The sequence below is a fragment of the Streptomyces sp. TSRI0281 genome (assembly GCF_001905125.1).
Taxonomy (GTDB): Bacteria; Actinomycetota; Actinomycetes; order Streptomycetales; family Streptomycetaceae; genus Streptomyces.
In genome coordinates, this window is the sequence record NZ_LWLE01000001.1 from 859,401 (window position 1) to 886,378 (window position 26,978).

The window sequence follows — 26,978 nt, forward strand, 5'->3', positions numbered from 1 at the left end:
ACCTCTTGGTTTGCGGTCACCGGTCGACGCCTCCCATCACGGGGTCGATGGACGCGACGGCGACGATCACATCGGCGACCTGGCCGCCCTCGCACATCGCCGCCATGGCTTGCAGATTGGTGAAGGACGGGTCGCGGAAGTGGACCCGGTAGGGGCGGGTGCCGCCGTCCGAGACGACATGCACGCCGAGTTCGCCCTTGGGCGACTCGACCGCGGTGTACGCCTGCCCGGCCGGGACCCGGAAGCCCTCGGTCACCAGCTTGAAGTGGTGGATCAGGGCCTCCATGGAGGTGCCCATGATCTTCTTGATGTGGTCGAGCGAGTTGCCGAGTCCGTCCGGTCCGAGCGCGAGCTGCGCGGGCCAGGCGATCTTCTTGTCGGCGACCATGACCGGGCCCGGCTCCAGCCGCTCCAGGCACTGTTCGACGATCCTGAGCGACTGCCGCATCTCCTCCAGACGGATGAGGAAGCGGCCGTAGGAGTCGCAGGTGTCCGCGGTGGGCACGTCGAACTCGTAGTTCTCGTAGCCGCAGTACGGGTCGGTCTTGCGCAGGTCGTGCGGGAGCCCTGCGGAGCGCAGGACCGGTCCGGTGGCGCCGAGCGCCATGCAGCCGGTGAGGTCGAGGTAACCGACGTCCTGCATACGGGCCTTGAAGATGGGGTTGCCGGTGGCGAGCTTGTCGTACTCCGGCAGGTTCTTCTTCATGGTCTTGATGAACTCGCGCAGCTGGTCGACCGCGCCCGGGGGCAGGTCCTGGGCGAGGCCGCCGGGACGGACGAACGCGTGGTTCATCCGGAGGCCGGTGATCAGCTCGAAGAGGTCGAGAACCAGTTCACGATCGCGGAAGCCGTAGATCATGATCGTGGTCGCGCCGAGCTCCATACCGCCGGTGGCGATGCAGACCAGGTGCGAGGAGATCCGGTTGAGCTCCATGAGCAGGACGCGCAGGACCGTGGCCCGGTTGGGGATCTGGTCCTCGATGCCGAGGAGCTTCTCGACGCCCAGGCAGTACGCCGTCTCGTTGAAGAACGGCGTCAGATAGTCCATGCGCGTGACGAACGTGGTGCCCTGGGTCCAGTTCCGGAATTCGAGGTTCTTCTCGATGCCGGTGTGGAGGTAGCCGATACCGCAGCGGGCCTCGGTGACGGTCTCGCCGTCGATCTCCAGGATCAGCCGCAGCACGCCGTGCGTGGACGGGTGCTGGGGACCCATGTTGACGATGATGCGCTCGTCGTCGGACTTGAGGGCCGACTCGACGACTTCGTCCCAGTCGCCGCCGGTGACTGTATATACAGTCCCCTCGGTCGTGGCCCTGGGTGTCGCGTGGGGAGTAGTCATCAGGAGTACGACCTCCGCTGGTCCGGAGCCGGGATCTGGGCGCCCTTGTACTCGACGGCGATGCCGCCGAGCGGATAGTCCTTGCGCTGCGGGAAGCCCTGCCAGTCGTCCGGCATCATGATCCGGGTGAGGGCGGGGTGCCCGTCGAAGATGAGGCCGAAGAAGTCGTAGGTCTCGCGCTCGTGCCAGTCGTTGGTCGGATAGACCTCGACGAGGGACGGGACGTGCGGGTCGCTGTCCGGGGCGGACACCTCCAGCCGGATGAGCCGGCCGTGGGTGAGGGACCGCAGGTGGTAGACGGCGTGCAGTTCGCGGCCCTTGTCGCCCAGGAAGTGGACGCCGCTGACTCCCGTACAGAGCTCGAAGCGCAGCGCCGGGTCGTCGCGCAGGGTGCGGGCGACCTGGAGCAGATGCTCGCGGGCGATGTGGAAGGTGAGTTCGCCGCGGTCGACGACGGTCTTCTCGATGGCGTTCTCGGGAAGCAGGTCCTGTTCCTCCAGGGCCCCTTCGAGTTCGTCGGCCACTTCGTCGAACCAGCCGCCGTACGGGCGGGAGGTGGCGCCCGGCAGGGTCACCGTGCGTACGAGACCGCCGTAGCCGGTGGTGTCGCCACCGTTGTCGGCGCCGAACATGCCCTTGCGTACGCGGATGACCTCGGCCTGCTCGCGCGGTGCGGGGACTCCGTTGCCGGTCCGCTCGTCGCCGTTCGCGTTGTCGGTCACCGCAGCAGCCCCTTCATCTCGATCAGGGGGAGCGCCTTGAGGGCCGCCTCCTCCGCCTCGCGGGCGGCCTCCTCGGCGTTGACCCCGAGCTTGGAGCCCTGGATCTTCTGGTGGAGCTTGAGAATGGCGTCGATCAGCATCTCGGGGCGCGGCGGGCACCCCGGCAAATAGATATCAACCGGGACAATGTGATCAACACCCTGCACAATGGCGTAATTGTTGAACATCCCGCCCGATGATGCGCAAACCCCCATGGAGATCACCCACTTCGGGTTCGGCATCTGGTCATAGACCTGCCGCAGGACGGGCGCCATCTTCTGGCTGACCCGTCCCGCGACAATCATCAGATCGGCCTGCCGCGGCGATCCGCGGAAGACCTCCATCCCGAAACGGGCCAGGTCGTAGCGCCCCGCGCCGGTCGTCATCATCTCGATGGCGCAGCAGGCGAGGCCGAAGGTGGCCGGGAAGACGGAGGACTTCCGCACCCAGCCGGCGGCCTGCTCGACAGTGGTCAGCACAAAGCCGCTAGGCAGCTTCTCTTCGAGTCCCATGTGTGCCCCTCAGCCCCTCAGTCCCATTCCAGGCCGCCCCGGCGCCACACATACGCGTAGGCGACGAAGACGGTGAGCACGAAGAGCAGCATCTCCACGAGCCCGAAGATCCCCAGGGCGTCGAAGGTGACCGCCCAGGGATAGAGGAAGACGATCTCGATGTCGAAGACGATGAAAAGCATCGCCGTCAGGTAGTACTTGATCGGGAAGCGGCCGCCACCGGCCGGAGTCGGGGTGGGTTCGATACCGCATTCGTACGCTTCGAGCCGTGCTCGGTTGTACCGCTTGGGGCCGATAAGCGTGGCCATGACCACGGAGAAGATCGCAAACCCCGCCCCGAGGGCGCCGAGCACGAGGATGGGCGCGTAGGCATTCACGCTCCTCGCTCCTTCCAGTCGTCCTTGACCGTTGGACCGCATCGGGCGAACCGGCTCGCCACCTCACCAAGATCGTGCACATGTGAGGCAGTTCACAAGCCCGACTGCCCCGCATCCTATGCCTGCCATCCTGTGATCTGCGACACGGGGTACAACAACGCCTTTGTGATCTCCACCACCTGACGAAGGATCATGAAGTCGGATGAGCGGTGATCTTCGTACGCGAAGCGGCCGAGTGATCACGAGACGTGACATTCGATGGTGTTACCGCTGGTCAAAGCAGTGCCGCGCTATCAATGGACAGCCCCTACAAGCAAATTGGCGATGGACGGATCTGGGTGATATAGGCACCGGCCCCGCCCGGCGCTCACCCGGAAGGGGGGATCACGGGGAGTCATATGGACATGTGCACGCATTCACGATCTTCCGGGCGGCCGTCCCACGCCGACCGGGCACCCACTCGCCATCCACCGGTGAGGGGCGCCGCCGGGCGACGACCACCCCCGAACCAAGCGGACATGACGCACCAATAGGCCATCTCACCCCAGGGGTCCGATCCAGCCACTTCGGCACTCGTGGCGCGTCCGCGTGGTTGCCCATCGAGTCCGAGTCATGCTGTGACCTGCGCCACAGTGGGCCCGCTCCCCATACAGCGGGCTTGGCCATCGGTGTGAACGGATGGTAAGCGCCGGGCAATTCGGGCGTATTGCCGAAAGTCAATGATCACAGCCCTGATTGCGCATGCCCGTTTTGCCCGTTACGGCGTCAATAAGGGCGCCCAGAAAGCGGATTCACAGATTCCGAACGTAACTGTGTCGCAACACACGTTTCTTGATGGGACCCCTACAGCCCTGATAGCGCTAGTACTCATGTCCCTCACCGCTCACATACCCAGCCACCGGAAGCCCCGCCAGAGTGCCTCGAAGACGGCGCTGCGGGCCGGAGTTGCCGGTGGCGTCCTCAGCACCATCGCGGTCGCAGGCGCCGCGGGCCCGGCCCAGGCCGAGCCGGTGACCCAGACCATCGAGATGCCCACCATCACCTCCGGGCTCTCCACGACCGTCGCCGCTTCCGCACAGGCCACGCAGCAGGTCGCCCTCGACCTGGAGACGCAGGCCAACGAGGACGCCGCGGCCGAGAGCGCCGCGAAGAAGGCCAAGAAGGCCAAGGCCGAGGCCGTACGCAAGGCAGAGGCCAAGAAGAAGAAGGCCGAGGCAGCCGCCAAGGCCAAGGCGGAGGCCGCCGAGCGCGCTTCCCGTACCGCCGAGCGCACGACGCTCAGCGCCTCCACTGGCTCCTCCGCGTCCTCCTCCTCCTCGCCCTCGTACTCCTCGTCGAGCGCCACCGGCTCCGCAGCCGCCGTGGTCGCCTTCGCCAAGGCCCAGGTCGGCGACGCGTACGTGCCCGGCGGCACCGGCCCCAACTCGTGGGACTGCTCGGGCCTCGTCCAGGCCGCGTTCCGGTCGGTCAACATCGACCTGCCGCGCGTCTCGCAGAGCCAGTCGACGGCCGGCACCCAGGTCTCGCTGAGCAACCTCCAGCCGGGCGACATCCTGTACTGGGGCAGCGCGGGCAGCGCGTACCACGTCGCGATCTACATCGGCGGCGGCCAGTTCGTCGGCGCGCAGAACTCCAACACCGGTACGGTGCAGCGCTCCATGGACTACGACATGCCGACCGGCGCGGTCCGCGTTCTCTGATTCACAAGCGTTCGCCACTCCTCGGCGTTCTCTGATTCACAAGCGTTCGCCGCTCCTCGGGCGTTCTCCGATGCACGGGCGTTCCGGCACGGGCATCACCCGACGCCGCCGGACACGCTGAAGGGCCGTCGCTCCCCCGCTCGGGAGCGACGGCCCTTCGCCGTGTCCGGGACGGGCCCGCCGCCCCCGGTGCTCATGCCTCGTGCAGCGACCTGTCCGCCGGCCCCGTGGTGAAGCCGGTGAAGCGGACCTCAAGGCCCGCGCGCTGCGGCGAGCAGCAGAACGGGCCGGCCAGCGCCGCCGCCCCGGGGTCCAGCGGGGCAAGCCTGACCATCCGCCAGGGCCCGTCCTCGCACCGCGCCCGCACGGTGAGCGCGTCACCGGCACGGCTGGCCCGTACGGTCACCCGCCGCCCGGTCCAGTCGGGGACGGGCGCCATCGACCAGTCCGAGACCTCGCGGGTGACCACGGCCCCCAGATGCGGGACCCCGTCGGTCAGTTCGATCCCGGCCTTGATCCAGTTCCGTTCGTCCACCCGGACCATGACCCCCGCCTGGTCGTACAGGGTGTCGAAGTCCGCCACGAACGTCACCTCGACGGCCGATCCGTCGGGCAGGTCCGTGAGAAGGGCGTGCCCGTCGTCGTGCACGAAGCCATAACTGGTGGTGCGCCAGAAATCGCCGCGGTCCCGGGTGGTCACGAACAGGTCCGCGCCCCGGTCGACGGACGCCTGCGGCGGGTTGAGCCAGTGGGCCCGCGCCCGGTCGACCGTCTGCTGTCCGTTCATCGGCTCCCCTTGATCGTCGGCCCCCGATCGTACGAGGCGGGACCCGTCACCCCCACGCCGGCTGTCTCACCCCCGTACCGACTCACCCGCGTACCGACGCACCCCATGTCCTCGCAGGTCAGCGGGGGTGGGACATTCCGCTGTTCCAGGGCTCCCCGCATCCGTTGTACCCCGCCCCACGTCCGTGCCATATCTGTCCCGGCGCCGCAGCCCGAGGGGGGCGCCCGCCCGCACCGGGACATCCGGCGCGGGCACAGGCGGGCAACAGGGGAGAGACCGTGCAGAAGAAGTTGAAGGCACTCGCCGTCGCGACCAGCAGCGCCGCGCTGGCGTTCGGCGGATTCACCGGCGTCGCCACCGCCGCGCCGCAGGGCGATGTGAGCGTGCAGGTGACGTGCTACGGCGGGGCGAAGTCCTACAGCAAGGCGGCCGGCCGGCACACGACCGCCGTCTTCAAGACGTCGACCCGGTGCGCGGACATCGACATCAAGACCAACACCACCCGTTCCGTCAAGGTGTGCTTCAAGCTGAGCAGCGGCTCGTTCGACTGCCAGTCCTCCTACAAGTCCGCGACGGCCAACGCGTGGAAGGTCATCGCGACCGACATCCAGGACAACCAGGAGTTCGTCTTCTACTTCGAGAGCACCGCCGCCACCGGTTCGTACGCCGCCTGAGCCGGCGGCACCCGAGCCACGGAGCACCGGTAGCGCTGTCCCGGGCCACGGTCCTGCACACCCTCACCCCGGCGGGCGCGGTCCTGCTCGGCTCGTCGGACCGGGAGGCCCGCCGGAACCTGTCCTCCGGCTGACCCGTACGCACCCCACACAAAAAAGCCCCGGACGAATTGGCGTCCGAGGCTTGATCCTGCGTATATTCAATCCTTCATGTCTTTGCGGGAAAGGACATGAAGAAGAACTCTTCTTCCAGAAACATATCGCGTCAGGAGTCGAATTGTCAACCGAGGAAATGCGACAGGAACAGCAATTCATCACCGACCTCTATGCCCGGCTCGATCAGCTCAGGGAGCTGGCCGAGGAGTCGGTGCGCGACGCGCTCGTGCAGGTCGGGACCGGTTTCCAGGCCCGGCTGGAGCGGGATGTGCTGGTGGCGGAGCAGTCCGGGCTGCTCAGTGCGCTCCACTCGGGAGAGAACGGTCTCTGTTTCGGGCGCATCGACTTCCGGGACGGCCGGGCGCACCACATCGGGCGTATCGGAATTCGGCAGGACGATCCCTCCCGTACGCCCCTGGTGATCGACTGGCGGGCGGACGTGGCACGTCCCTTCTATCTGGCGACCGGTCATTCCCCGATGGGCCTGCGGCGCAGGCGGCACATCACCACCGAGGGGCGCACCGTCACCGCGCTCCACGACGAGCTGATGGACCTCGGAGACCCCACCCGCACCGGCCACGAGGGCACGGACGCCGATGAGGTCCTGCTGGCCGCACTGGACGCGGCCCGCACGGGGCGGATGCACGACATCGTCCGGACCATCCAGGCCGAGCAGGACCGCATCATCCGGGCGCCCCACCAGGGCGTCATGGTCGTCGAGGGCGGCCCCGGCACCGGCAAGACCGTCGTCGCGCTGCACCGGGCGGCGTTCCTGCTGTACGAGCACCGGGAACTGCTGGCCCGTCGCGCCGTGCTGATCGTCGGCCCGAACCCGGCCTTCCTGAGCTACATCGGCGACGTACTGCCGTCCCTGGGCGAGACCGGTGTGCTGCTGGCCACCCTCGGCGAGCTCTTCCCCGGTGTGCGCGCCACCGGCACCGACAGTCCGGCCGCCGCCGAGGTCAAGGGGCGCGCCGCGATGGCCGATGTGCTGGCGAAGGCGCTGCGGGAGAGGCAGACCGTGCCCGAGCGGGCGACGGAGATCGACCACGACGGTTACGGGACGCTCCAGCTGGACCGGGCCATGGCCGAGGACGCCCGGTGGCGGGCGCGCGAGAGCGGGCTGCCGCACAACCTGGCCAGACCCGTCTTCGCGTTCCACATCATCGACGCGCTCACGGCGCAGCTGACCGAACGGATCGGTGCCGACCCGTTCGGCGGGCCCAATCTCCTGGGGCCCGACGACCTCGCCCAGATGGGCAAGGAGATCGCGATGAGCCGGGAGGTCCACGCGGCCGTCGACGAGCTGTGGCCGCAGCTCACCCCGCAGGAGCTCGTCGCGGAGTTCCTGGCCGACCCGGTCCACCTCGACGACGGGCCTGCCGGGCTGATCCGGCGGCAGCGCGGGGAGTGGACCGAGGCCGACGTACCGCTTCTGGACGAGGCCGCCGAGCTGCTGGGCGAGGACGACAGTGCGGCCCGTGCCGCTGCCGAGGCCGAGCGCCAGGAGCGGATCGCCTACGCCCAGGGCGTGCTGGAGCTGTCCGCGGGCTCGGAGACGTACGAGTTCGAGGACGAGGAGTCGGAGATCCTCGCGGCGCACAACATCATCGACGCCGAACGGATGGCCGAGCGCCATGAGGAGGCCGACCTGCGCAGCGCGGCCGAGCGGGCGGCGGCCGACCGGACCTGGGCGTTCGGCCACATCGTCGTGGACGAGGCGCAGGAACTGTCCGCGATGGCCTGGCGGCTGCTGATGCGGCGCATTCCGACGCGCTCGATGACGCTCGTCGGGGACCCGGCACAGACCGCCGACGCGGCGGGCCTCGGCTCCTGGGAACGCATCCTGGAACCGTACGTGGGCGACCGCTGGGAGCACGTACGGCTGGGGGTCAACTACCGGACGCCCGCCGAGATCATGGAGGTGGCGGCCGGATTCCTGCGGGCGCACGACCCGTCGTTCGAGCCGCCCGGCTCGGTGCGGTCGACCGGAGTGCGGCCCTGGGCACTGCGGGCCACCGCGGACGGCCTGGCCAACGCGGTGGCACGGGAGGCCGCGGCGGCACGGGACGGCGGACGGGTCGCGGTCGTCGCCCCGCCTGCGCTGCACGCGTCGCTCCTCGCGGAGCTGCCGGACGCGGGTCACGGGCCCGCGCCCGACCTCACCCGGGACGTGGTGCTGCTGGACGCGCGGCAGGCGAAGGGGCTGGAGTTCGACACGGTGCTGGTGGTGGAACCGGCCGCGTACCAAGTGAGTGATCTGTACGTCGCGCTGACCCGCGCCACCCAGCGCCTCGGGGTACTGCACACCGTCGATCTGCCCGAGGCGCTCGGCGGACTGGAGGAGGCGGGGGCTGCCGGCCGGTCGTCCGGCTGACAGCCCCGGCGGTCACTCCGGCAGCCGGTCCATCAGCCAGGTGCACAGCTCCTCGGTGATGGCGGTGTGTCCGGTGGTCTCCGAGGAGCACAGGAACTCGTCGAGTTCGCTCTCCTCCGGAGACATCCGGTCGATGCTCGCGTACAGGTCCTCCGGCTGGTCGAGGTCACGGACGGCGACCGCGCTGACGGACGGGACGAAGCAGACGTCGGGGTGGCGCAGGTCCACGGTCGCGCCGAACTTCTTCAGCATGTCGCCGAGGATCCTGTACGAGGCCAGTGAGCCGCCCGGTGCTCCGTCGAGCGCCGGGAAGCCGCTGGTCCTGATCGTCTTCTCGCCCTTCGGGAAGAGGCGCTTCAACTCGGCGACGATCACCTCGTGGCCCTCGGCCTGGGTGAAGAACGTGGTGCCCGGGTAGACCAGCTTCCCGGTGCTCGCCAGGGCCACCTGGCCGGGCGGGACATCGAGGCCCGTGCCGTCGCCCCGGCCGTTGGCCACGCCGAGCTTGAGCGGAATCATCGGCCACCCGCCGACCTCCCGCAGCGCGCCCAGGAACTTCTCGCGCTCCGGGTCGGTCCGGACCGTGCCGCTCTCATTGTCGTAGTGCCGCCACAGCATCTGCCGCGCGGCCGAACTGTTCATCTGCCGGGCGAAGTTGTTGGCGACCGGGATGAAGTGCGCGAACGCCTGGAGCCCGATCGGGATGACGGCACCGCGGTGAGGACTGTCGTAGGAGAAGTAGAGCCCCGCGCGGTGGTCGATGCGCTCGTATTCCATCCTGGCGAGCGCATAGCGGGTGACGATGCCGCCCATGCTGAAGCCGCCGACTACGAGGCGGGCGTCGCCCAGCTGCTCAGCACTTGTTCGGAGAACGGCCGCGATGACCGCCTGGGCGTTGTCCAGGATCGAGGCACCGCGATCGTCATAGCCGAGCAGGATGACGTCCCTGCCCCGCCGCCGCAGTTCGGTGAGGAAGGGGAAGTCCCCGTCCAGGCCCTGGTAGAGCGCGTCGAGGTCGCTCTTGCCCAGGTTGAACCCGTCGGCCATGAGCACCGGCCGCTGGATGCCCCTGTTGCCCTCGCCGTAGTAGACGTGGGCGAAGCCATGGGGCAGGTCCCACTCCTCGTCCGGCCGCGGAACCTGCACCTCGGTCGTGCGCGCGGCGCCCGGTGAACCGGCAAGAGTGAACTCGCCGATGCTCTGCTCCGCCGTCTCGCCCTGCTGTCCGGACAAAGTGTCGCTCCTTCGTCTGCGCCCATGCCGCAGCGACCCGAAGGACTCGGGCCCGGTGACCGCGGAGGGGTGCGAAGACCGGCACATCATGGCCATACGTACGGCGCCCGGATGCGCGATCGCCGCGCCACGTCACCCCTCCAGGTAGGAATCCGGCACGGTGTGTTTATCTCGCCGGAATGTGGGCTTGGCGCGTCTCTTTCGGTCGGGAAACGGCCCCGATCGGCCGCCCGCACGGACAGGGCCCGGCGAGAGGGTCCGGGGCCGTTCCGGCGCTACCTCCGGGAGCATCGCGATCACGCCATTCCTCGGCCCACCCCCTGTTCGAATCCGTCACGCCCCCGGCCCGACCAGGACGAACCAGACCGTCTTGGCGTGCGCCGCGCTCCCGCCGTGGGTCGTGGTCCCCCACCGCCCGGCCAGGCTGTCCACGATGAGAAGCCCCCGGCCGCGCTCCGCGTGCGGATCGGTACCCGGCCTCGGCAGCGGGCATGGCTCGTCGTCGGTCACGTAGACCATGACCTGCCGCCGGTTCACCGTCACATCCACCCGGATCTGCACCGACCGCGTGTGGCAGTGCGCGTTGGACACCACCTCGCTCACACACAACCGGGCGTCGTCCGCGAGCCCGCGATGCGCGGTGGTACGCAGCACGGCGCCCACGAAGTCCCGCGCGATCCGGGGTGCGGTGGGGGTGTTCGGTGCGATGAGCCGATAACGCTCGCCGCGTTGGGGGAGGTACGGGGTGGGGGGAGGTGGAGCGGTTACGGAGGTCATGACGAGGTCTCCCTACGTGAGCGGGTCTCCGAGATGGCGTCAACTCGCGTGCGGGTGGCTGCACTTCTGCGCACGGTGCGAGTTGCGCGACAGGACTGGACGCCAGGGCACAACCTTGGGACGGCGCAACAGTGGGACGGTCGTAGCACCCATACGGGTGGACCAGTGACACAGTTGGGCGGCACACTCGTACCGCACGAAGGGGAGGCCGATGCCGCCAAGGAGCTATCCGACCGCCAGGCAGAAGCGGTTGGGCGCGGAGCTTCGCAAGTTGCGCGAGCGCGCCGGCATGTCCGGAAGCGAGGCTGCCGCATTTCTGGGCGGCGAACGCGCCCAGATCAGCCACATCGAATCCGGTCGCTACGGCGTGAGTGATCAGCGGGTCCGTCGGCTCGCCGCGCACTACTCAGCCGGCGACAAGCACTTGGTCGACGCGCTGGCGAGCATGGCCGAGGAACGCACCAAGGGGTGGTGGGACGACTATCGCGGGATACTCTCACCGGGATTTCTGGACCTGGCCGAACTGGAGCACCGCGCAACGTACATTCGCGCAATCGAAATGCTGTATGTGCCAGGCGTATTTCAGACGGAAGCGTACGCACGAGACCTCATTCGAGGCGGGGTTTCCGACCTCCCGACCGTCGAACTGAACGCCCGCGTCGAACACCGCACGAGGCGTCGCGACATCTTCGACCGGCCCGTTCCCACTCCGTTCGAGGCGTTCATCCACGAGGCCGCCCTGCGTATGCGGTACTGCGATGCCAGCACGATGCGGGAACAGCTCGACTTCCTGCGCAAAGTATCCGTCTGGCCTTCCGTGACCATCCGCATCATTCCGTTCGAAGCCCAGATCACCAGCTCGGTGCACTCGATGCTGTACGCCGGAGCCAGCATTCCCGCACTCGACACAGTTCAGATCGACAGCTCCTTCAACTCGGGGTTCCTGGACGCCGAAGCTCAACTGGCCAGGTACCGCGCACTACTCGATTCTGTCGAGTCGATCTCACTCGGCACGGAGGAATCGGACCAATTCATCCAACGCATCGCACAGGAAATGTGAGCTAACGGGCATGACAGAGGCAATCAACTGGCAGAAATCCTCCTTCTCGGGACCGGACGACAACCAGAGCTGTATCGAGTTGGCCCCCGTCGACGGCGCGATCAAGATGCGCGAGAGCGATGACCCCGACGTGATCGTCACGACGAGCGTCACCAAGCTCCGCGCCTTCGTCCTGGGCGTCAAGGCCGGCGAGTTCGACCACCTGATCTGACCAACTACCGCGAAAGCCCTCCACCCGAACTGACAGGTGGAGGGCTTTCCGCATGTTGCGGCACAACTTAGGGACGTCCCACTGTTGCGCCTGACGATCAGGTGACGCTACGGTCACCGTACGTCGCCGCAGCGACCAGGCGCACAGCCCGGCCGCACTCGCGCAGCGACGTAACTTCCCCTTGCCCGCAGTTGCATTGAGTTGCGGGCACACCCAAAGCCGCCCCCGCCCCGCTGTTCGTCACACAACCCCGGGGCGGGGGCTCTCCGGTACCGCACCGCACCAACCCCACACGCTGCGATCGGACGGTCGACCATGCGTACGCCACCACACACCCCGCCCGTCGAGGCCCGCGTCGAACACGGCTTCCGGTTCGAAGTGCTCCGGTACGTGACGTGTGCCGAGTGGCGGGTTCGGCTCGTCCGATTGCCCTCGAAAACCCCCGCGCATTGCGCAGACTGTGAAGTCCAACCACAGCAACAGCGACGGGAATTGTGCGCATGAGCCCCACGATCATCACGGAGCACCCCGGCTGGCACGAGACCTCGGCCGGCGAGCCCGTACGCGTCGTCGAGCACCAAGGCGCCGCATGGCTCGCCCACGGGGAGAGCGACCCCGGGCACCTGCGGCTGCTTCGCCTCGGCACCGGGACCGGGGAGCAGCCCCCCGTCGCCTACACGTCCGCGGTCGACCTGCCCACGCCCTCCGAGGGGACGCCGCTCCTCAACGAGTTGATGTCTCTCGGCACGGTGGCGCGGCTTAAAAACCCTTCACTCTGGGACGCGATCACGACCGCCCTGCTCCGGCAGGTGGTGACCGCCGCGCAGGCACGGAAGCGTCACCGTGCCTTCTACGCCGCTTACGGCCGAACGTTCGACACCCCGGCCGGCCCGCTCCCCCTGGCCCCCACCGCCGAGATCGTGCTCGACCTCTCCGACGAGGGATTCGCCGCGGTCGGCGCCAAGTTCAACGCCAAGGGCCTGCGGGCCGCCGCGACCGCCTACCTCAATCGCGGCGACCACTGGTCCACCCTCGACCCCGAGAGTCTCGTCAAAGAACTCGTCGAGGTCCCGTACATCGGTCCATGGACCGCCGCGGCAGCAGCCGCAGACTTCACCGGCGACCACTCGGTCTACCCGCACGGCGACCTCGCCGTGCGGACATGGGCCGGCCGAGCCGCCCCCGGCCTCGCCCTGCCGAGCGCCGAGCGCGAGTTCGAGGCCTTGTGGCGCCGTTGGGCGCCCGCCCGCACCAACCTTCACGCCTTGACCCTGTTCACTCTCACTTGGGGGAGCCATGCCCGTATTACCGGCACAGGAGGAACACCGCACCACCCCTGATCGGATCGCCGGCGCCGACCCGAACCGCGCCCTCGACGCCCTGTTCGTCAACGCTCCGTTGCGCGACTACGGCCTGCGACCCCGGACGAACGACTACACTCTGCCCGTCCTCGGCATGGCCTACATCGCCACCTACGCACAGGAAGTCGGCGGATTCAACGTTGGCGTACTGGACGCCGAAGCACACGGTCTCGGCGTCGAGGAAACCGCCCGCATCGTCAACAGCGTCCGCCCCCGATGGGTCGGCATGAACCTGCTCGCCCCCACCTACGAGATGTCAGCCCGGATCGCCGCCGCCCTCGACCCCGGCATCGCCGTCATGGTGGGCGGGCACCACGCCCGCGCCATGCCCGCCCGCATCCTCGACGACCCCCGTATGCGCAACCTGCGAGCCCTCATTATCGGGGAGGGCGAGACCCGCGTCGCCTCGCTCCTCGCCGACGAGCGCCGCCGTGCGGAACTCCCCGGAGTCATGTGGCGCGACCGGCTGCTTGGCACCCATGGCGCCGGCATCGCGCACGGCAATACCGCACAGTGGCTCGGCCCGGACATCGACGCGCTTCCCCTCGTGAACCGCGCGTTCCTGCCGCAAGACCCTTACATCGCCGAGGACGGCCGCACCGAGGCGAACATCGTCGGTTCACGTGGGTGCCCGTACGACTGCGGGTTCTGTGGCGCCGCGGTCTCGGCGAACCCTGATGTCAAGATCAGGGCCCGGTCGCCCGAGGGGATCGTTGCCGAGCTCGACCACCTGCACGCCGCCTACGGAACGACCGCGTACCGGTTCGTCGACGATCTCTTTCTCGGCGCCAAACGGGTGATCGTGCCGCAGATGGAAGCCTTCACCCGCCACGGAATCGGCGACCGTTACGTGTGGGATGCCACGGGCCGGATCAACGTGTTTTCCCACCTCGACAACGCCATGCACACGATCCTCAGGGCGAACGGGCTGCGCGAGGTGGCGCTCGGCATCGAGTCCGGAAGCGACCGTGTTCTCGTCGGCATGGACAAGCGGATCACAGCCGAGATGACCGAGAACGTGACCGACCGGCTGCTCTCGCACGGCATCAACGTCAAGGGCTATTTCATCCTTGGCTACCCCGGGGAAAGGCAGGAGGACCTCGACGCGACCGTGCGCCACATCCACAACCTGTGGGCACTCGCCGACCGGCACCCCGGAAAGTTCCGGGCGAGCGTCTTCGAGTTCCGTCCTTACCCCGGTACCCCCGTATGGGACACACTCATCAAGGCCGGACACCACCCCGACGCGCTGCTCGCCTACTCCGACGTAGACCTCACCGCGGAGGGAGCCGACGAGTCCATGCGCACCCGCGACGAGTTCAATTTCTCCGTCGGCATCACGTTCGGAACCGTGCCCCTTCCCAAGCTGCGCGCCACCCTCGCCATGCTCACCCGCGAGCAGCACGCCCGAAACCACATGGGGACCGCCGCATGACCACGCCCGGCACGTTCGTCACCCTCGACGGCCCCGGCGCCGTTGGGAAGTCCACCACCCTCGAAGAGCTCGACCGCCTGCTGCGCCAGGAGGGCCGACTCGTCTACCGGACGTGCGAGCCGACCCACAGCGCCCTCGGCCAGTTCACCCGCGCGAGCGCCGCGTTCCTCGACGGACACGCCCTTGCCTGCCTCGTCGCCGCGAACCGGTACGAGCACATCGAGAACGAGCTGCGTCCCATGCGCGACGCCGGGTTCACCGTCATAAGCGACCGCTACCTCGCCTCGTCGCTCGTGCTCCAGCGCCTCGACGGCGTCGCCGAGCAGTTCGTGCTCGACCTGAACCGCAGGATCATGCTGCCCACCCTCGCCGTGATCCTCACCGCCGAGCCGAGCGTGATCGCCGCCCGACTCGCCGACCGCGGAGTACGCCACCGCTTCCACCACGACCCGGATGCCCCCCGCCGCGAGGTCGAGCTGTACGCCGAGGCAGCAGAGACCCTCATGACCCTGGGCATACAGGTACTCGTCATCGACTCCACCACGACCGCACCAACGGACGTAGCGCGCCGAATCGCCGACGCACTGCCGACGGGCGGGAGTAGCGTCCACAGCAATCCCAGCAGACCCGACGACCACACGGTGAACCCATGAGCCCCACACTCGCAGTCCCCGTAATCGACACGCACGTGATCCTGCGCAACGGCGACATGATCCTGCTGTCGCAGCGCGGAGGACCGTACGGCCACGGACGGTGGCACGCTCCCTCCGGCAAGCTGGACCACGGCGAGCCGCTCAGGGCCGGCGCCGCCCGCGAGCTGCGCGAGGAAACCGGGATCGAGGTCGACCCCGATCACCTGCAACTCGTGCACACCGTCCACCACAAGCAGAGCGAGCAGATCGAGCGCATCGGCATGTTCTTCCTCGCAACCAACTGGACGGGCGAGCCGGTCAACCGCGAGCCCGAGAAGTGCCTCGCCCTGACGTGGTTCCCGATCGATGCCCTGCCCGAGGACATCATCGAGTATCCCGCCGCCGGCCTGTACGGCTACCTCAAGGGCGCCGAGACACTCGCCGAGCACGGTTGGTCATAGGCTCCACCCGACCCCCTCCGCCCGTCGGTGCCCCCATGGCCGGCGGGCGGAGTCATTCCCACAGTCGTACCCGCAACGAAGGGGAGCACCAATGCCGCCTTCGGGACGTGCGGGCCCGCGTACTCGGCCGACCCCGAGCGAGACGGTGCGGCCCTCCACCGGGCCTGCCGGGACGACCGGACACCCGCCCTGCCGGTTAAAGGGCGGTCCGAGATGTTTGTTCTATTCCGTATGAGATTCTTCGCGGGGAGCTGGGTCGGCATACGGCCGCGCCCGGCGGGGCGGGGTGCCTTCCTCGCCGCCAGGCGAAAGGGAGACTCGGTGCGGGACGCGACGGACTCGATACGCGACGGCCAACCGGGGCGCAGGCTGTCCTGGCCGTGGTTCCTGGTGGTGGTCGTCGTGTACGCGGGCATCATCCAGGGTCTGGGACTCCTGGTCGGCGTGGACACCAGCTACTCGGACAGTGCGTTCCCCACCACCGAGTCCCTGGTGCGCAACGCGCTGATACCCATCGGGGCGTCGATCGTCTTCGCGGCGGCCGTCGTCACCTGGCTCGGCTGGTGGGGCGAGGTCCTTCGCTACCGGGCCCCCGTGCGGCGCTGGGTGCGCTGGGTCCCGATCTCGATGATCGCGGTCGCTCTGGTCGGCCTGAACTACGGCCACCTCTCCGACCAGAGCATCTCCCTGGTGGCCTGCCTGCTGCTGCTGCTCGGGGTGTTCGTCGGCGTCGGTGAGGAACTCATGTTCCGGGGCATCGGTGTCCATGTCTTCCGTCGGGCGGGATTCACCGAGGGCAAGGTCGCCCTCTACTCCTCGCTCGTCTTCGGACTCGTACATGTCAGCAATGCCGTCGGCGCGGGGGCGCAGGCCATCATTCAGGCGCTCGTCGTAGCCACCTCGGGCTACTTCCTTCTATCTGTGCCTCCGCGTCGGCGGCATCATCCTGCTGCCGATGCTCGCCCACGGTCTCTGGGACACCAGTCTGTTCTCCAATCTCGTGGGCGATAAGCCCCAGGCCTCCCTGGGCATGGCCCTCATCATCGTTCTTCAGGTCGCCCTGATCATCGTGCTGCTCGTCAAGCGCCGCACGATCGAGCCCGTGCCGCCGGGTGTCCCGAGCTGACCACCTGCTCCGGACTCCGGTGTTCGGACCAGGGGGTGGGTGGGTCAGCCGCCCTGTCCGGCGCTTCCCATCGGGCCGATCGTCACGGGGGTGCCCGAGCCGTCGGTGACGGGCAGCGTGGCGGCGCCCGGCCAGTCCAGGGTGACGGACTTCGTCTCGTCCGGCGGGGTCACCACGAGACCCGTGATTCGCACGCCGGAGCCGCCCGACTCGTTGAGCGGGTAGGTGATACCGAAGAAGGTGGACTTCCCGTCCTTGAGGACAGCCGGACCGGTCTCCCGGCCCGCCCGCTTCGCCGACAGCGGCCCCTCACTCGTCTTCAGGTCCACACCCGCATACCCGGAAATCGAGCAGTCCCGGCCGCCGCCGTTCTTCAGCTCCACCACGACGGTGCCGTCGGGCTCGTCGCTGATGCTCTGGTCCGACGCCGTGATCTCCAGCTCGTCCGTACGGCACTTCCCGGCCTTGCCACTCACATCGGAACCGCTCCCGCCCGCCGCACCGTTCCCGTCGGAACCCTTCCCCTCGGAGCCGTCCGCACCGCCCTGGTCCGCACCGCCCGACCCCGAACCACCACCCGACGAGGACGCGGACGACGGGGCGGCCTGACCCGTGCCGTCCTCCTCACCCTGGCAGGCCGTCAGCGAGAGACTCGCGGCAACGGCCAGAGCGGCGAAGGTGAGCTTGTGAACGCGCATCATGTCTTCCTCAGCGTCGGTTGACGGCAGTGCCGGTTGTCGGCAGTCCCGGCCGCTCGGTACCGATCAGTACGAGCGAGCACTTCTGATCACCCAGACCCGTCCTGCCCTGCCCGCCGTTCCGCCCAACCACCCTCTAATACACCCCTGTTACACGCGCAGCCAGGCACAACACCGCACGACACACCCCCCGCCCAGCCCCACCACCGGCTCCCACCCCCACCCCACACCCGCTCCCGGCCACCACCCGCCGGGACAGACCCGTAACCCACCGAACCTTGACCGCCACCAACACCGTGACCGACCCAGCGGAGGAGTCGCTTTGGCATCTCGTACGGGAACCGGCCGTTGTGCCGCTCTCCTCCTGACGGCCGCGGTGGCGACCGGATCTCTCACCGGGTGCCAGACCGTCGCGGATGCCGCGACCGCGAAGGGCTGCGAGGGTACGGAGAGCCGGGTCGAGGAACTGAAGTCGTACGGCGTTCTCGGCTCCCGGCCCCAGGGGACCGTGGTGCCCAAGGGCTTCGAGGAGCTCGACGCCGGCTGCTGGGAGGACAGCGGCGAGGCATGGGTGTACGCCGAGCGGACCTATGTCTTCCCTGGTGACCGGACCGAAGTGACCCGGCACTACCGGGTCGCGGCGCAGCGCGACGGCTGGAAGCTGTCGCCGGACTCCAGGCAGTCCCCGAAGGAAGAGCAAACCGCGAGCCTGTGCTTCACCCTCGGCAAGGGGGACGATGCGACGGTCCTGGACGTCTACTTCCTGACAGAGGAGATCCTCGACGCGGAAGAGCGGAAGACCGGGCCCGAGTTCAGCTCCGGAGCGGGCTACCGCGTAGCCGTCACCTCCACGGCCGACGGTTCCGCGAACAGCTGCTCGGACTGAGGCCGGCCCGCTGGGGCCGCAGAGGACGTAGTGGCCCGACTCACCGCGTACACAGAGGCGCCGGTGCTCGAATAGCCCCATGGACGACACACCGCCCCACCCCCCTTCGCCCGCCGCCGCCGCCGCCGCCACCGCCACCGCCACCGCCACCGACCTGATCATCGTCGGGGGTGGACCGGCCGGTTGCGCCGCCGCCCGGACGGCCGCCGGTGTCGGGATGCGCTCGGTCCTGGTCGAGCCGGAGACCCTGTGCCGCAACCTCTACCGCATCCCGGCCCTGAACAACGTCCTCGGCGGCCACACCAGCGGCCCCGCGCTCGCCGACGCCATCACCACGGAGCTGAAGAGCACGGAGCTGTGCCGCCTGGAACTCGGCCGCCGTGCCGTCGAACTCCGCGCCGACGACGACCACGTCACCGCCACCCTGGACACAGGTGCTCGCCTCACCGCTCCGTACGCCGTCGTCGCGACCGGCGTCGGTCCGCTCCAACCCCGTGACGCCGCCTGGATCACCGCCCCCGGCGGCCTCACACTGCCCCCGCTCTGGCAGGCGGAGGCGGACGACGCCGAGGGCCGTACCCTCCTCGTCCTCGGCGGCGACCGCCCGATCGGCACCTTCCTCCGCGCCCACCCGGCCACCGGTACCCGCCTGCTCGTGGCGTACCCGGAGGCCGACGCGTACAAGACCGAAGAGATCCGCGACGACCCCCGCGTCACGCTCCTGCCCGTCGCGCACCTGACCCTGGCCTTCTCCGAAGGGACCGCGGTCACAGCGGAAGCGGTGGGCCGGGACGGCATACGGCACACGGTCACGGCGGACGCCGCGTACCTGAGCATCGGAAGCGTGCCCACCGCCCCGCCCGGTGACCTCGTCCGCGGCGCGGACGGCTACTGCCCGCCGACCGGCCAGCACCCCCGCCTCATCGTGGCCGGTGACCTGCGCTCCGCGCGCTTCCAGCGGATCATGACCGCCATGGGCTCCGGCAGTGAGGCCGCGCTGCGCGCCTACTACGCGGCACGGGGGTTGTCCGCCGGGGACTGATCCACGCGTCAGCGCGGGGCGCCGAGCAGGTGCCCGGCGGCCCGCGCCCCCGCGCTACCCGGCCCTCACGCCATCGCCCGTACCCGTACGCGCCGTGCCCCGGCCGTGACCAGGGCGAGGGCCATCAGCGCACCGCTCACCCAGACCGGCGCCCGGTAGCCGAATCCGGCGTCCAGGGCCAGGCCGCCCGCCCAAGGGCCCACCGTGGCGCCGAGGTTGAAGGCGGTCGTGCAGAAGGCGCCCGCGAGGGTCGGGGCGTCCGGGGCCTGGTCGAGGACGCGGGTGATCAGGGCCGTGCCCGTACCGAAGGCGAGCATCCCCTGGACCAGGATCAGGGCCAGGGCCACCACCGGACTGCCCGCCGTCAGGGCCAGCGCGCTCCAGCCGAGAGTGAGGGCGACCATTCCCGAGGCGATGAGCGCGGTGGGGCGGACGTCGGCGAAGCGGCCCGCGACGGTGACGCCGAGGAACGAGCCCACGCCGAAGAGCGCGAGGGCGGCCGGGACCCACCCCGCGCCCAGACCGGTCTCCCTGGTCAGCAGCGGTTCCAGGTAGGAGAACGTACAGAAGGTCGCCCCCTGGACCAGGGCCATCGTGAGCAGGGTGAGCCGGAGCCGTGAGCGGGTCAGGACGCGCAACTCGGTGCGGACCGGTACGGGTTCGGCGTCGGGCCGTCCGCCCGGGATGCTGCGGACGATCGCCAGGACCGCCGGTACGGAGACGAGGGCGACCGCCCAGAACGCCGACCGCCACCCCCACCGCTCCCCCAGCACCGCACCGGCCGGCACCCCGACCACACAGGCGACCGTGACCCCGCCGACCACCACGGCGGTGGCCCGCGCCTTCAGGTGCGCGGGCACCAGGGAGACGGCCGTCATCAGGGCCACCGCCCAGAAGCCCGCGTTGGCGAGGGCCCCGACGAAACGGGTCGCGAGGAGCACTCCGTAACTCGGGGTGAGCGCCCCCACGACATGGACGGCGACGAACACCGCGAGGAACAGCAGCAGTGCGCGGCGGCGGGGCCAGCCGCGGCTGAAGAGCGCCATCAGGGGCGCGCCGATCACCATCCCGACGGCGAAGGACGAGGTCAGCAGACCTGCCGCGGACAGGGAGACGTTCAGGTCGGCGGACATGCCCGAGACCAGCCCGGACAGCATGAACTCGGAGGTGCCCTGGGCGAAGACCGCGAGCCCGAGGACGTAGACAGCGAATGGCATGGGAACAGGACCCCTTGGACGGAACCGTCGATGGGCGAGACAGACCGATGTGCGGGGATACGGGCCCACGCCCCGTCGTGCGCGCCGGAGCGGATCCGGCGGGCAGCGACCTGGCGGCGCGGAAGAATGCCCCGCTGATCGCGGGGGCATGACTCGGTGAGCCGCGCTGGGGCGCGCGTGACCGAGGAGGGAACGGCCCGTACCCGCGGTGATCCGGCGGGGGCGGAGCCGTGCGAAGAGATGCCCGTGACCCTGTGGGTCACCCGGCGTCGGTCAGCAGGAACTCGGCCACCGGAGCACCGGTGGCCTCGGTCTGTCGGACTCGGGGCTGGACATGGGCGCCACGGTATCCGGCCGGGCGGTCCCGGTGCCAGTGGATAACAAGGGCAGGCACCGGGGGGGGAACGTCAGGCCTTCGGGGCCACCTTCGACAGGCCGTTGATGATGCGGTCCATCGCGTCGCCGCCCGTCGGGTCGGTCAGGTTGGCGAGCATCTTCAGGGTGAACTTCATCAGGATCGGGTGCGTGAGACCGCGCTGCGTCGCGATCTTCATGACCTTCGGGTTGCCGATCATCTTCACGAAGGCGCGGCCCAGCGTGTAGTAACCGCCGTAGGTGTCCTTGAGCACCTTCGGGTAGTTGTGCAGGGCCAGTTCGCGCTGGGCCGGGGTGGCGCGGGCGTGGGCCTGGACGATGACGTCGGCGGCGAGCCGGCCCGACTCCATGGCGTACGCGATGCCCTCGCCGTTGAACGGGTTGACCATGCCGCCCGCGTCACCGACGAGCAGCAGGCCCTTGGTGTAGTGCGGCTGGCGGTTGAAGGCCATCGGGAGCGCGGCGCCCCGGATCGGCGTCGTCATGTTCTCCGGGGTGTAGCCCCAGTCCTCCGGCATGGACGCGCACCACGCCTTGAGGACCTCGCGCCAGTCCAGCTCCTTGAAGGCGGCGGAGGAGTTGAGGATGCCGAGGCCGACGTTGGACGTGCCGTCGCCCATGCCGAAGATCCAGCCGTAGCCGGGCAGCAGCCGGTCCTCGGCGCCGCGCCGGTCCCACAGTTCCAGCCAGGACTCCAGGTAGTCGTCGTCGTGGCGGGGCGAGGTGAAGTACGTACGGACCGCGACGCCCATCGGGCGGTCCTCGCGGCGGTGCAGGCCCATCGCGAGGGAGAGCCGGGTGGAGTTGCCGTCGGCGGCGACGACGAGCGGGGCGTGGAAGGTGACCGGGGTCTTGTCCTCGCCGAGCTTCGCGTTCACGCCGGTGATGCGGCCGGTGCGCTCGTCGATGATGGGGGCGCCGACATTGCAGCGCTCGTACAGCCGGGCGCCCGCCTTCTGCGCCTGCCGGGCCAGCTGCTCGTCGAAGCCGTCGCGCTTGCGGACGAGGCCGTAGTCCGGGTACGAGGCGAGGTCCGGCCAGTCCAGCTGGAGACGGACGCCGCCGCCGATGATGCGCAGCCCCTTGTTGCGCAGCCAGCCCGCCTCTTCGGAGATGTCGATGCCCATGGAGACGAGCTGCTTGGTGGCGCGCGGCGTGAGGCCGTCGCCGCAGACCTTCTCCCGGGGGAAGGCCGTCTTCTCCAGGAGCAGGACGTTCAGTCCGGCCTTGGCGAGGTAGTACGCGGTCGTGGAGCCGGCTGGGCCCGCTCCGACGACGATCACGTCCGCGCTGTGCTCGGAGAGGGGCTCGGTCACGGTCGGATCTCCCGAAGACTCGAATTCGCGTGCCGCGCGGCACATGTCCCGTGCAGTCTAGGGGGGCCTGCTGATCAACCTCCCGAAGGGCTCCCCGATGTCGACCGCGCCTGTTTCCCACCCTGCCGTACGTCTGCGAGTCCCGACCGACGAGGACGCCCTGACCTGGCACCGGGTGTTCGACGACCCCGAGGTGATGGAGTTCTTCGGCGGCCGGTCGGCCGAATTCTCCGTGTACGAGGAGCTGACCGCCCGGCAGCGGCGGCACGACGCGGAGCTGGGCTACTGCCTGTGGACCATGACCGACGAGGAGGACCGCGTCCTCGGCTTCACCGGCGCGCAGCCCTGGCCGCACACCACGTACGGCCCGGTCGGCGAGATAGAGATCGGCTGGCGGCTGGGCCGGGCGGCCTGGGGCCGGGGGTACGCCTCCGCCGCCGCGCGCACCGCGGTGGAGCGGGTGCGGGCGGCCGGGGTGCCGGAGGTGGTCGCGATGATCGACTCCCGTAACGCCCGGTCGGTCGCGGTGGCCGAGCGGCTCGGGATGCGCCGGGCCGAGACCTTCACGACCCCCAGGGCGGGGCAGGTCGCGTGGTGCTTCCGGCTGGAGCTGTGACCGGGAGGGCCGTCAGGCGCGTACGCCCCGGTGCAGGGCCACCACTCCGCCGGTGAGATTGCGCCAGGCCACGTTCGACCAGCCGGCGTCCTGGAGCCGTGTGGCGAGGCCCGCCTGGTCGGGCCAGGCGCGGATCGACTCGGCGAGATAGACGTACGCGTCGGGGTTGGACGACACCGTGCGGGCGGCGGACGGCAGCGCCCGCATCAGGTACTCGATGTAGACCGTGCGGAACGGCGTCCAGGTCGGCTGGGAGAACTCGCAGATGACCACGCGGCCGCCGGGCTTCGTCACGCGGTACAGCTCACGCAGCGCGGCGTCGGTGTCCTGGATGTTGCGCAGCCCGAAGGAGATCGTGACGGCGTCGAACGTCTCGTCCTTGAACGGGAGTTTCGTGCCGTCCCCGGCGGTGAACGGCATCCACGGGTGGCGTTCCTTGCCGACCTTGAGCATGCCGAGCGAGAAGTCGCAGGGCACCACATAGGCGCCCGCCCGCGCGAAGGGCTGCGAAGAGGTGGCGGTGCCGGCGGCCAGGTCCAGGATCTTCTGGGCCGGGCGGGCGTCCACCGCCTTCGCGACCTCCTTGCGCCAGAGCCTGGCCTGTCCGAGTGAGATCACATCGTTGGTCAGGTCATAGCGTCTGGCCACGTCGTCGAACATCGAGGCGACTTCGTGCGGCTGCTTTTCCAGGGAGGCTCGGGTCACCCTCCCATTCAAGCAGTCCGGCCGGATCGCCCTCACGGCGGCGTAAGAGCGGCCGGCACATCAGGGGCCTTCCAAGTCACCCACAACCTTTTGGCTCCGGAGGCACTCAGTAACGGTGAGAGCGGAACACCTGAACGCGAAGGAGACCTCTGTCCGTGGTGGCTGAGCAGGGCGGACGGCGTACGCGCCGTGCAGCGGGGCAGGGGCGGGGCGCGGGACGTGGGCGTGGACGTGGGCGTGGGGCGCGGCGTGAGGCCCGGCGGGTCCGGACGCGGATACGGGTGCTGGGGGCGACCGCGGTCCCGGCGGTGCTGGTGGCCCTGGCGCTGCTGACCGGTCCGTGGGGCGGGGAGGCGAAGTCCCCGGCGGAGTCCCCGGCCGCCGCAGGTGCCCCGGCCGGCTCCGGCCCTGCGGACTCGGCCGACTCGGCGGGGGCTTCCCCGACGGCCGGCTCCGCGAAGCCCGCCACCACCCCGAAGCCGCCCCCCGCCGTCTCGCCCACGGCCGACGCGGACGACACCGCCGAGCCGCCCGCCGGCTCCGTACCGCGTTCCGCCTCCGGCCGGTTCACCGTGGCGCGGCCCGTCGGCGGCACCCAGGGCAAGGGAGAGGTCCACCACTACCGGGTCGAGGTGGAGAAGGGCAGCGGGCTCACCGCCGGGCCCGCGGCGGCCGAGATCAGCAAGATCTTCGGCGATCCGCGCGGCTGGACCGGTCCGGGCGACGACGCCTTCCGGCAGACCTCCTCGGGACCGGCCGGGCTGGTGATCCGTATCGCCACGCCCGACACCGTCGACAAGCTCTGCGGCGCGTACGGGCTGCGGACCCGCGGCGAGGTCAACTGCCGGATCGGCACGACGGTCGTGGTGAACCTCAAGCGGTGGATCAAGGGCTCGCCCCGGTTCGACGGGCCGATCCACGACTACCGCGCGCTGATCATCAACCACGAGGTCGGGCACTGGCTCGGCCACGGCCACGAGACCTGCCCGGGAGCGGGACGCCGGGCCCCCGCGATGATGCAGCAGATCGACGGGCTGAAGGGCTGTGTCGCCAACGGCTGGCCGTACGACGCGGACGGAACGTATCTGCGCGGCCCGTCGGTGCGGTGAACCGGGCCGGACACCCCTTCACCGGACGCCCCCTCACCGGAAAGCCCCTCACCGGAAAGCCGAGCCGGACGCACCCGCCGGACACCCCCACCGGACCGCCTCGCCGGTCACCCCCACCGGACGCCCTCGCCGATCACCCCCGCCGCACGGCACACCGTCAGCGGCGCCGGTACACCATCCGTCCGGCGAGCACCGTGACCACGCAGGACGCGGCTCCCGCCGTGGTGAGGCCCGCGACATCCGGCACGTCGAACACCGCGAAGTCGGCGTCACGGCCCGCGAAGTCCAGCGGCGGCGGCAGCAGCGCCTCGCTCAACGGCCGCCCCGCCAGGGGGTCCAGGGACGGGCGCTCCGGGGCTTCGCCCCCGGCGGAACGTTCCCGTACGCCCAGGCCCACCCGGTGCACGGCGTCCGCCACCGCGTCCCGGGTCAGCGGGCCCGTGACGGCGACCGTGCCGTGGGCCAGCATCCGCTGCACCCCGCGCCGGGCGCTCGCGCCCCAGCGGGTGTCCGTCATACCGAGGGCGTCGAGCGCGGCCCCGGTGAGCGGCTCGGTGCCCAGGGCGTCGGCCTCGCGCGGGTCGGGGTGGTAGGTCCGCTCCAGCAGTTCGGGGCCGTACGGATGGAGCAGACCGGGCGTCAGCACGCCCGGCCAGCGGCGGACCCTGGCGGCCGGGTGGGCGGTCGCCAGCTCCTCGTACCGACCGGTGGCGGTGAGCACCCGCCCCTCCACGAGGACGGCACCGCCGGGCACGGGCTCGCGCCCGTGGCCCGGCAGCAGCAGGTCCGCGGTGTGGATCGTCAGCAAGGAGGGGGCCTAGTTGGTGCTGAGGAGCTTCAGCTCCGGGTGGGCCGTGCCGCCCTCGATCGCGGTGGACGAGATGTGCGAGACCACGCGCTCGTCGACCGGGTCGTTCGCCGGGTCGTCGTGCACGACGAGGTGCTCGTACGTCGTGGCGCGCTGGGCGGGGACACGGTCCGCCTTGCGGATCAGGTCGATGATCTCCAGCCGGTTGGAGCGGTGCTTGGCACCGGCCGAGGAGACGACGTTCTCCTCCAGCATGATCGAGCCGAGGTCGTCGGCGCCGTAGTGCAGCGACAGCTGGCCGACCTCCTTGCCGGTGGTCAGCCAGGAGCCCTGGATGTGCGCGACGTTGTCCAGGAACAGCCGGGCGATGGCGATCATCCGCAGGTACTCGAAGAGCGTGGCCTGCGTCTGGCCCTTCAGCTTGTTGTTCTCGGGCTGGTAGGTGTACGGGATGAACGCGCGGAAGCCGCCCGTGCGGTCCTGTACGTCGCGGATCATGCTCAGGTGCTCGATGCGCTCGGCATTGGTCTCGCCGGTGCCCATCAGCATGGTGGAGGTGGACTCGACGCCCAGGCCGTGGGCGATCTCCATGATCTCCAGCCAGCGCTCGCCGGACTCCTTGAGCGGGGCGATCGCGGTACGCGGCCGGGCGGGCAGCAGTTCGGCGCCCGCACCCGCGAAGGAGTCGAGACCGGCGGCGTGGATCCGCTCGATGGCCTCCTTCGCCGACACCTTGGAGATCCGGGCCATGTGCTCGATCTCGGAGGCGCCCAGCGAGTGGATGACCAGCTGCGGGAACGCCTTCTTGATCGCGGAGAAGTGCTCCTCGTAGTACTCGACGCCGTAGTCCGGGTGGTGGCCGCCCTGGAACATGATCTGCGTACCGCCGAGCTCCACGGTCTCCGCGCAGCGGCGCAGGATGTCGTCGAGGTCGCGGGACCAGCCCTTGGCGGTGTCCTTGGGCGCGGCGTAGAAGGCGCAGAACTTGCAGGCCGTGACACACACGTTGGTGTAGTTGATGTTGCGCTCGATGATGTACGTCGCGATGTGCTCCGTACCGGCGTAACGGCGACGGCGTGCGGCGTCGGCCGCTGCTCCCAGTGCGTGCAGGGGGGCCGACCGGTAGAGGTCGAGCGCTTCCTGCGGGGTGATCCGACCGCCTTCGGCGGCTCGGTCGAGGACGGGCTGAAGGTCGGCCTTCTCGGTCACCGGACTGTCACCTTTCGG

General features: G+C 69.6%; 28 protein-coding genes. 15 read left to right on the plus strand and 13 right to left on the minus strand.

Annotation, left to right across the window (positions count from 1 at the left end):
• Positions 1-16: 16 nt before the first annotated feature.
• From A6A29_RS03965 to A6A29_RS03980, 4 genes are read right to left on the minus strand one after another with little or no spacing between them, the layout of a single operon-like run.
• Positions 17-1,339 (minus strand): NADH-quinone oxidoreductase subunit D, encoded by a 1,323-nt coding sequence (locus tag A6A29_RS03965; protein ID WP_073718465.1) that lies wholly within the window; start codon positions 1,337-1,339, stop codon positions 17-19.
• Entirely contained in the window at positions 1,339-2,061 is a 723-nt protein-coding gene (locus A6A29_RS03970; protein WP_073718466.1) for an NADH-quinone oxidoreductase subunit C, read from the minus strand. Before A6A29_RS03970 ends, A6A29_RS03965 begins: the two co-directional genes overlap by 1 nt.
• Entirely contained in the window at positions 2,058-2,612 is a 555-nt protein-coding gene (locus tag A6A29_RS03975) for a NuoB/complex I 20 kDa subunit family protein (RefSeq protein ID WP_073718467.1), read from the minus strand. The genes A6A29_RS03970 and A6A29_RS03975 overlap by 4 nt, the downstream gene beginning before the upstream one ends.
• Positions 2,613-2,629: 17 nt before the next feature.
• Positions 2,630-2,989 carry an NADH-quinone oxidoreductase subunit A gene (locus tag A6A29_RS03980; RefSeq protein ID WP_030420561.1) on the minus strand — a complete coding sequence of 120 codons (360 nt, stop codon included), beginning with the start codon at positions 2,987-2,989 and terminating at the stop codon, positions 2,630-2,632.
• 869 nt (positions 2,990-3,858) lie between these two features.
• On the opposite strand from A6A29_RS03980, the gene A6A29_RS03985 reads away from it, so the two are divergent.
• Positions 3,859-4,689, plus strand: coding sequence for a C40 family peptidase (locus A6A29_RS03985; RefSeq protein WP_073718468.1), 831 nt, complete (start codon positions 3,859-3,861; stop codon positions 4,687-4,689).
• 193 nt (positions 4,690-4,882) lie between these two features.
• On the opposite strand, the gene A6A29_RS03990 is transcribed toward A6A29_RS03985, so the two are convergent.
• Positions 4,883-5,476, minus strand: a complete 594-nt coding sequence (locus A6A29_RS03990) for a DUF1349 domain-containing protein (protein ID WP_073718469.1) — start codon at positions 5,474-5,476, stop codon at positions 4,883-4,885.
• A gap of 278 nt (positions 5,477-5,754) precedes the next feature.
• Here A6A29_RS03990 and A6A29_RS03995 point away from each other — a divergent pair, with 278 nt between their 5' ends.
• Both A6A29_RS03995 and A6A29_RS04000 read left to right on the plus strand, forming a co-directional pair.
• Positions 5,755-6,150, plus strand: coding sequence for a hypothetical protein (locus A6A29_RS03995; RefSeq protein ID WP_073718470.1), 396 nt, complete (start codon positions 5,755-5,757; stop codon positions 6,148-6,150).
• 292 nt (positions 6,151-6,442) lie between these two features.
• Positions 6,443-8,683 carry a HelD family protein gene (locus A6A29_RS04000; protein WP_073718471.1) on the plus strand — a complete coding sequence of 747 codons (2,241 nt, stop codon included), beginning with the start codon at positions 6,443-6,445 and terminating at the stop codon, positions 8,681-8,683.
• A gap of 12 nt (positions 8,684-8,695) precedes the next feature.
• Here A6A29_RS04000 and A6A29_RS04005 read toward each other — a convergent pair whose 3' ends face one another.
• Both A6A29_RS04005 and A6A29_RS04010 read right to left on the minus strand, forming a co-directional pair.
• Positions 8,696-9,916, minus strand: a complete 1,221-nt coding sequence (locus tag A6A29_RS04005) for an esterase/lipase family protein (RefSeq protein ID WP_073718472.1) — start codon at positions 9,914-9,916, stop codon at positions 8,696-8,698.
• A 333-nt stretch (positions 9,917-10,249) separates the two neighbouring features.
• Positions 10,250-10,693, minus strand: a complete 444-nt coding sequence (locus A6A29_RS04010; protein ID WP_073718473.1) for an ATP-binding protein — start codon at positions 10,691-10,693, stop codon at positions 10,250-10,252.
• 211 nt (positions 10,694-10,904) lie between these two features.
• Here A6A29_RS04010 and A6A29_RS04015 point away from each other — a divergent pair, with 211 nt between their 5' ends.
• From A6A29_RS04015 to A6A29_RS47445, 8 genes are all read left to right on the plus strand, one after another.
• A complete protein-coding gene (locus A6A29_RS04015) occupies positions 10,905-11,753 on the plus strand; it encodes a helix-turn-helix domain-containing protein (RefSeq protein WP_073718474.1) in 849 nt (282 codons plus the stop codon).
• Between the two features lie 10 nt (positions 11,754-11,763).
• Positions 11,764-11,964 (plus strand): DUF397 domain-containing protein, encoded by a 201-nt coding sequence (locus A6A29_RS04020; protein ID WP_073718475.1) that lies wholly within the window; start codon positions 11,764-11,766, stop codon positions 11,962-11,964.
• Between the two features lie 500 nt (positions 11,965-12,464).
• Positions 12,465-13,304, plus strand: a complete 840-nt coding sequence (locus A6A29_RS04025; protein WP_073718476.1) for a hypothetical protein — start codon at positions 12,465-12,467, stop codon at positions 13,302-13,304.
• A complete protein-coding gene (locus A6A29_RS04030) occupies positions 13,261-14,760 on the plus strand; it encodes a B12-binding domain-containing radical SAM protein (protein ID WP_073718477.1) in 1,500 nt (499 codons plus the stop codon). The genes A6A29_RS04025 and A6A29_RS04030 overlap by 44 nt, the downstream gene beginning before the upstream one ends.
• Positions 14,757-15,413 (plus strand): dTMP kinase, encoded by a 657-nt coding sequence (locus A6A29_RS04035; RefSeq protein WP_073718478.1) that lies wholly within the window; start codon positions 14,757-14,759, stop codon positions 15,411-15,413. Before A6A29_RS04030 ends, A6A29_RS04035 begins: the two co-directional genes overlap by 4 nt.
• Complete coding sequence (locus A6A29_RS04040; protein ID WP_073718479.1) at positions 15,410-15,853, plus strand: NUDIX hydrolase; 444 nt, start codon at positions 15,410-15,412, stop codon at positions 15,851-15,853. The genes A6A29_RS04035 and A6A29_RS04040 overlap by 4 nt, the downstream gene beginning before the upstream one ends.
• A 321-nt stretch (positions 15,854-16,174) precedes the next feature.
• The gene (locus A6A29_RS04045; protein ID WP_241838308.1) at positions 16,175-16,864 is read left to right on the plus strand and encodes a CPBP family glutamic-type intramembrane protease; all 690 of its coding nucleotides are present in this window, start codon (positions 16,175-16,177) and stop codon (positions 16,862-16,864) included.
• A complete protein-coding gene (locus tag A6A29_RS47445) occupies positions 16,854-16,979 on the plus strand; it encodes a hypothetical protein (protein WP_274535784.1) in 126 nt (41 codons plus the stop codon). The genes A6A29_RS04045 and A6A29_RS47445 overlap by 11 nt, the downstream gene beginning before the upstream one ends.
• Positions 16,980-17,023: 44 nt before the next feature.
• On the opposite strand, the gene A6A29_RS04050 is transcribed toward A6A29_RS47445, so the two are convergent.
• Positions 17,024-17,677 (minus strand): DUF4232 domain-containing protein, encoded by a 654-nt coding sequence (locus A6A29_RS04050; RefSeq protein WP_073718480.1) that lies wholly within the window; start codon positions 17,675-17,677, stop codon positions 17,024-17,026.
• A gap of 322 nt (positions 17,678-17,999) precedes the next feature.
• Between A6A29_RS04050 and A6A29_RS04055 the strand changes: the two genes are divergently transcribed.
• Positions 18,000-18,563, plus strand: coding sequence for a hypothetical protein (locus A6A29_RS04055; protein ID WP_073718481.1), 564 nt, complete (start codon positions 18,000-18,002; stop codon positions 18,561-18,563).
• A 79-nt stretch (positions 18,564-18,642) separates the two neighbouring features.
• A complete protein-coding gene (locus tag A6A29_RS04060; RefSeq protein WP_079182558.1) occupies positions 18,643-19,605 on the plus strand; it encodes an FAD-dependent oxidoreductase in 963 nt (320 codons plus the stop codon).
• A 65-nt stretch (positions 19,606-19,670) separates the two neighbouring features.
• On the opposite strand, the gene A6A29_RS04065 is transcribed toward A6A29_RS04060, so the two are convergent.
• Together A6A29_RS04065 and A6A29_RS04070 are read right to left on the minus strand one after the other, a co-directional pair.
• Positions 19,671-20,822, minus strand: a complete 1,152-nt coding sequence (locus A6A29_RS04065; protein WP_073718482.1) for a Cmx/CmrA family chloramphenicol efflux MFS transporter — start codon at positions 20,820-20,822, stop codon at positions 19,671-19,673.
• Between the two features lie 407 nt (positions 20,823-21,229).
• Positions 21,230-22,513, minus strand: coding sequence for a geranylgeranyl reductase family protein (locus A6A29_RS04070; protein ID WP_073718483.1), 1,284 nt, complete (start codon positions 22,511-22,513; stop codon positions 21,230-21,232).
• Positions 22,514-22,610: 97 nt separating this feature from the next.
• Between A6A29_RS04070 and A6A29_RS04075 the strand changes: the two genes are divergently transcribed.
• Complete coding sequence (locus tag A6A29_RS04075) at positions 22,611-23,129, plus strand: GNAT family N-acetyltransferase (RefSeq protein ID WP_073718484.1); 519 nt, start codon at positions 22,611-22,613, stop codon at positions 23,127-23,129.
• Positions 23,130-23,141: 12 nt separating this feature from the next.
• Here A6A29_RS04075 and A6A29_RS04080 read toward each other — a convergent pair whose 3' ends face one another.
• Positions 23,142-23,834: a demethylmenaquinone methyltransferase gene (locus A6A29_RS04080; RefSeq protein WP_073718485.1), complete on the minus strand. Its 693-nt coding sequence runs from the start codon at positions 23,832-23,834 to the stop codon at positions 23,142-23,144.
• A gap of 281 nt (positions 23,835-24,115) precedes the next feature.
• On the opposite strand from A6A29_RS04080, the gene A6A29_RS04085 reads away from it, so the two are divergent.
• Positions 24,116-24,943 carry a DUF3152 domain-containing protein gene (locus A6A29_RS04085; protein WP_241838309.1) on the plus strand — a complete coding sequence of 276 codons (828 nt, stop codon included), beginning with the start codon at positions 24,116-24,118 and terminating at the stop codon, positions 24,941-24,943.
• Positions 24,944-25,100: 157 nt separating this feature from the next.
• Here A6A29_RS04085 and A6A29_RS04090 read toward each other — a convergent pair whose 3' ends face one another.
• Positions 25,101-25,751 carry an imidazolonepropionase-like domain-containing protein gene (locus A6A29_RS04090; protein WP_073718487.1) on the minus strand — a complete coding sequence of 217 codons (651 nt, stop codon included), beginning with the start codon at positions 25,749-25,751 and terminating at the stop codon, positions 25,101-25,103.
• A 9-nt stretch (positions 25,752-25,760) separates the two neighbouring features.
• Positions 25,761-26,960 carry a cyclic dehypoxanthinyl futalosine synthase gene (gene mqnC, locus A6A29_RS04095; protein ID WP_073718488.1) on the minus strand — a complete coding sequence of 400 codons (1,200 nt, stop codon included), beginning with the start codon at positions 26,958-26,960 and terminating at the stop codon, positions 25,761-25,763.
• Positions 26,961-26,978: the final 18 nt, after the last annotated feature.

Bases quoted from the DNA above. Each gene is read 5' to 3' on its own strand.
- A6A29_RS04020 (WP_073718475.1), top strand. From the start codon at position 11,764: ATGACAGAGGCAATCAACTGGCAGAAATCCTCCTTCTCGGGACCGGAC.
- A6A29_RS03975 (WP_073718467.1), bottom strand. From the start codon at position 2,612: ATGGGACTCGAAGAGAAGCTGCCTAGCGGCTTTGTGCTGACCACTGTC.
- A6A29_RS04040 (WP_073718479.1), top strand. From the start codon at position 15,410: ATGAGCCCCACACTCGCAGTCCCCGTAATCGACACGCACGTGATCCTG.
- A6A29_RS03985 (WP_073718468.1), top strand. From the start codon at position 3,859: ATGTCCCTCACCGCTCACATACCCAGCCACCGGAAGCCCCGCCAGAGT.
- A6A29_RS04010 (WP_073718473.1), bottom strand. From the start codon at position 10,693: ATGACCTCCGTAACCGCTCCACCTCCCCCCACCCCGTACCTCCCCCAA.
- A6A29_RS04025 (WP_073718476.1), top strand. From the start codon at position 12,465: ATGAGCCCCACGATCATCACGGAGCACCCCGGCTGGCACGAGACCTCG.
- A6A29_RS04065 (WP_073718482.1), bottom strand. From the start codon at position 20,822: ATGCCATTCGCTGTCTACGTCCTCGGGCTCGCGGTCTTCGCCCAGGGC.
- A6A29_RS03965 (WP_073718465.1), bottom strand. From the start codon at position 1,339: ATGACTACTCCCCACGCGACACCCAGGGCCACGACCGAGGGGACTGTA.
- A6A29_RS04060 (WP_079182558.1), top strand. From the start codon at position 18,643: ATGGACGACACACCGCCCCACCCCCCTTCGCCCGCCGCCGCCGCCGCC.
- A6A29_RS04075 (WP_073718484.1), top strand. From the start codon at position 22,611: ATGTCGACCGCGCCTGTTTCCCACCCTGCCGTACGTCTGCGAGTCCCG.
- A6A29_RS04015 (WP_073718474.1), top strand. From the start codon at position 10,905: ATGCCGCCAAGGAGCTATCCGACCGCCAGGCAGAAGCGGTTGGGCGCG.
- A6A29_RS04000 (WP_073718471.1), top strand. From the start codon at position 6,443: ATGCGACAGGAACAGCAATTCATCACCGACCTCTATGCCCGGCTCGAT.
- A6A29_RS03990 (WP_073718469.1), bottom strand. From the start codon at position 5,476: ATGAACGGACAGCAGACGGTCGACCGGGCGCGGGCCCACTGGCTCAAC.
- A6A29_RS04035 (WP_073718478.1), top strand. From the start codon at position 14,757: ATGACCACGCCCGGCACGTTCGTCACCCTCGACGGCCCCGGCGCCGTT.
- A6A29_RS04050 (WP_073718480.1), bottom strand. From the start codon at position 17,677: ATGCGCGTTCACAAGCTCACCTTCGCCGCTCTGGCCGTTGCCGCGAGT.
- A6A29_RS04030 (WP_073718477.1), top strand. From the start codon at position 13,261: ATGCCCGTATTACCGGCACAGGAGGAACACCGCACCACCCCTGATCGG.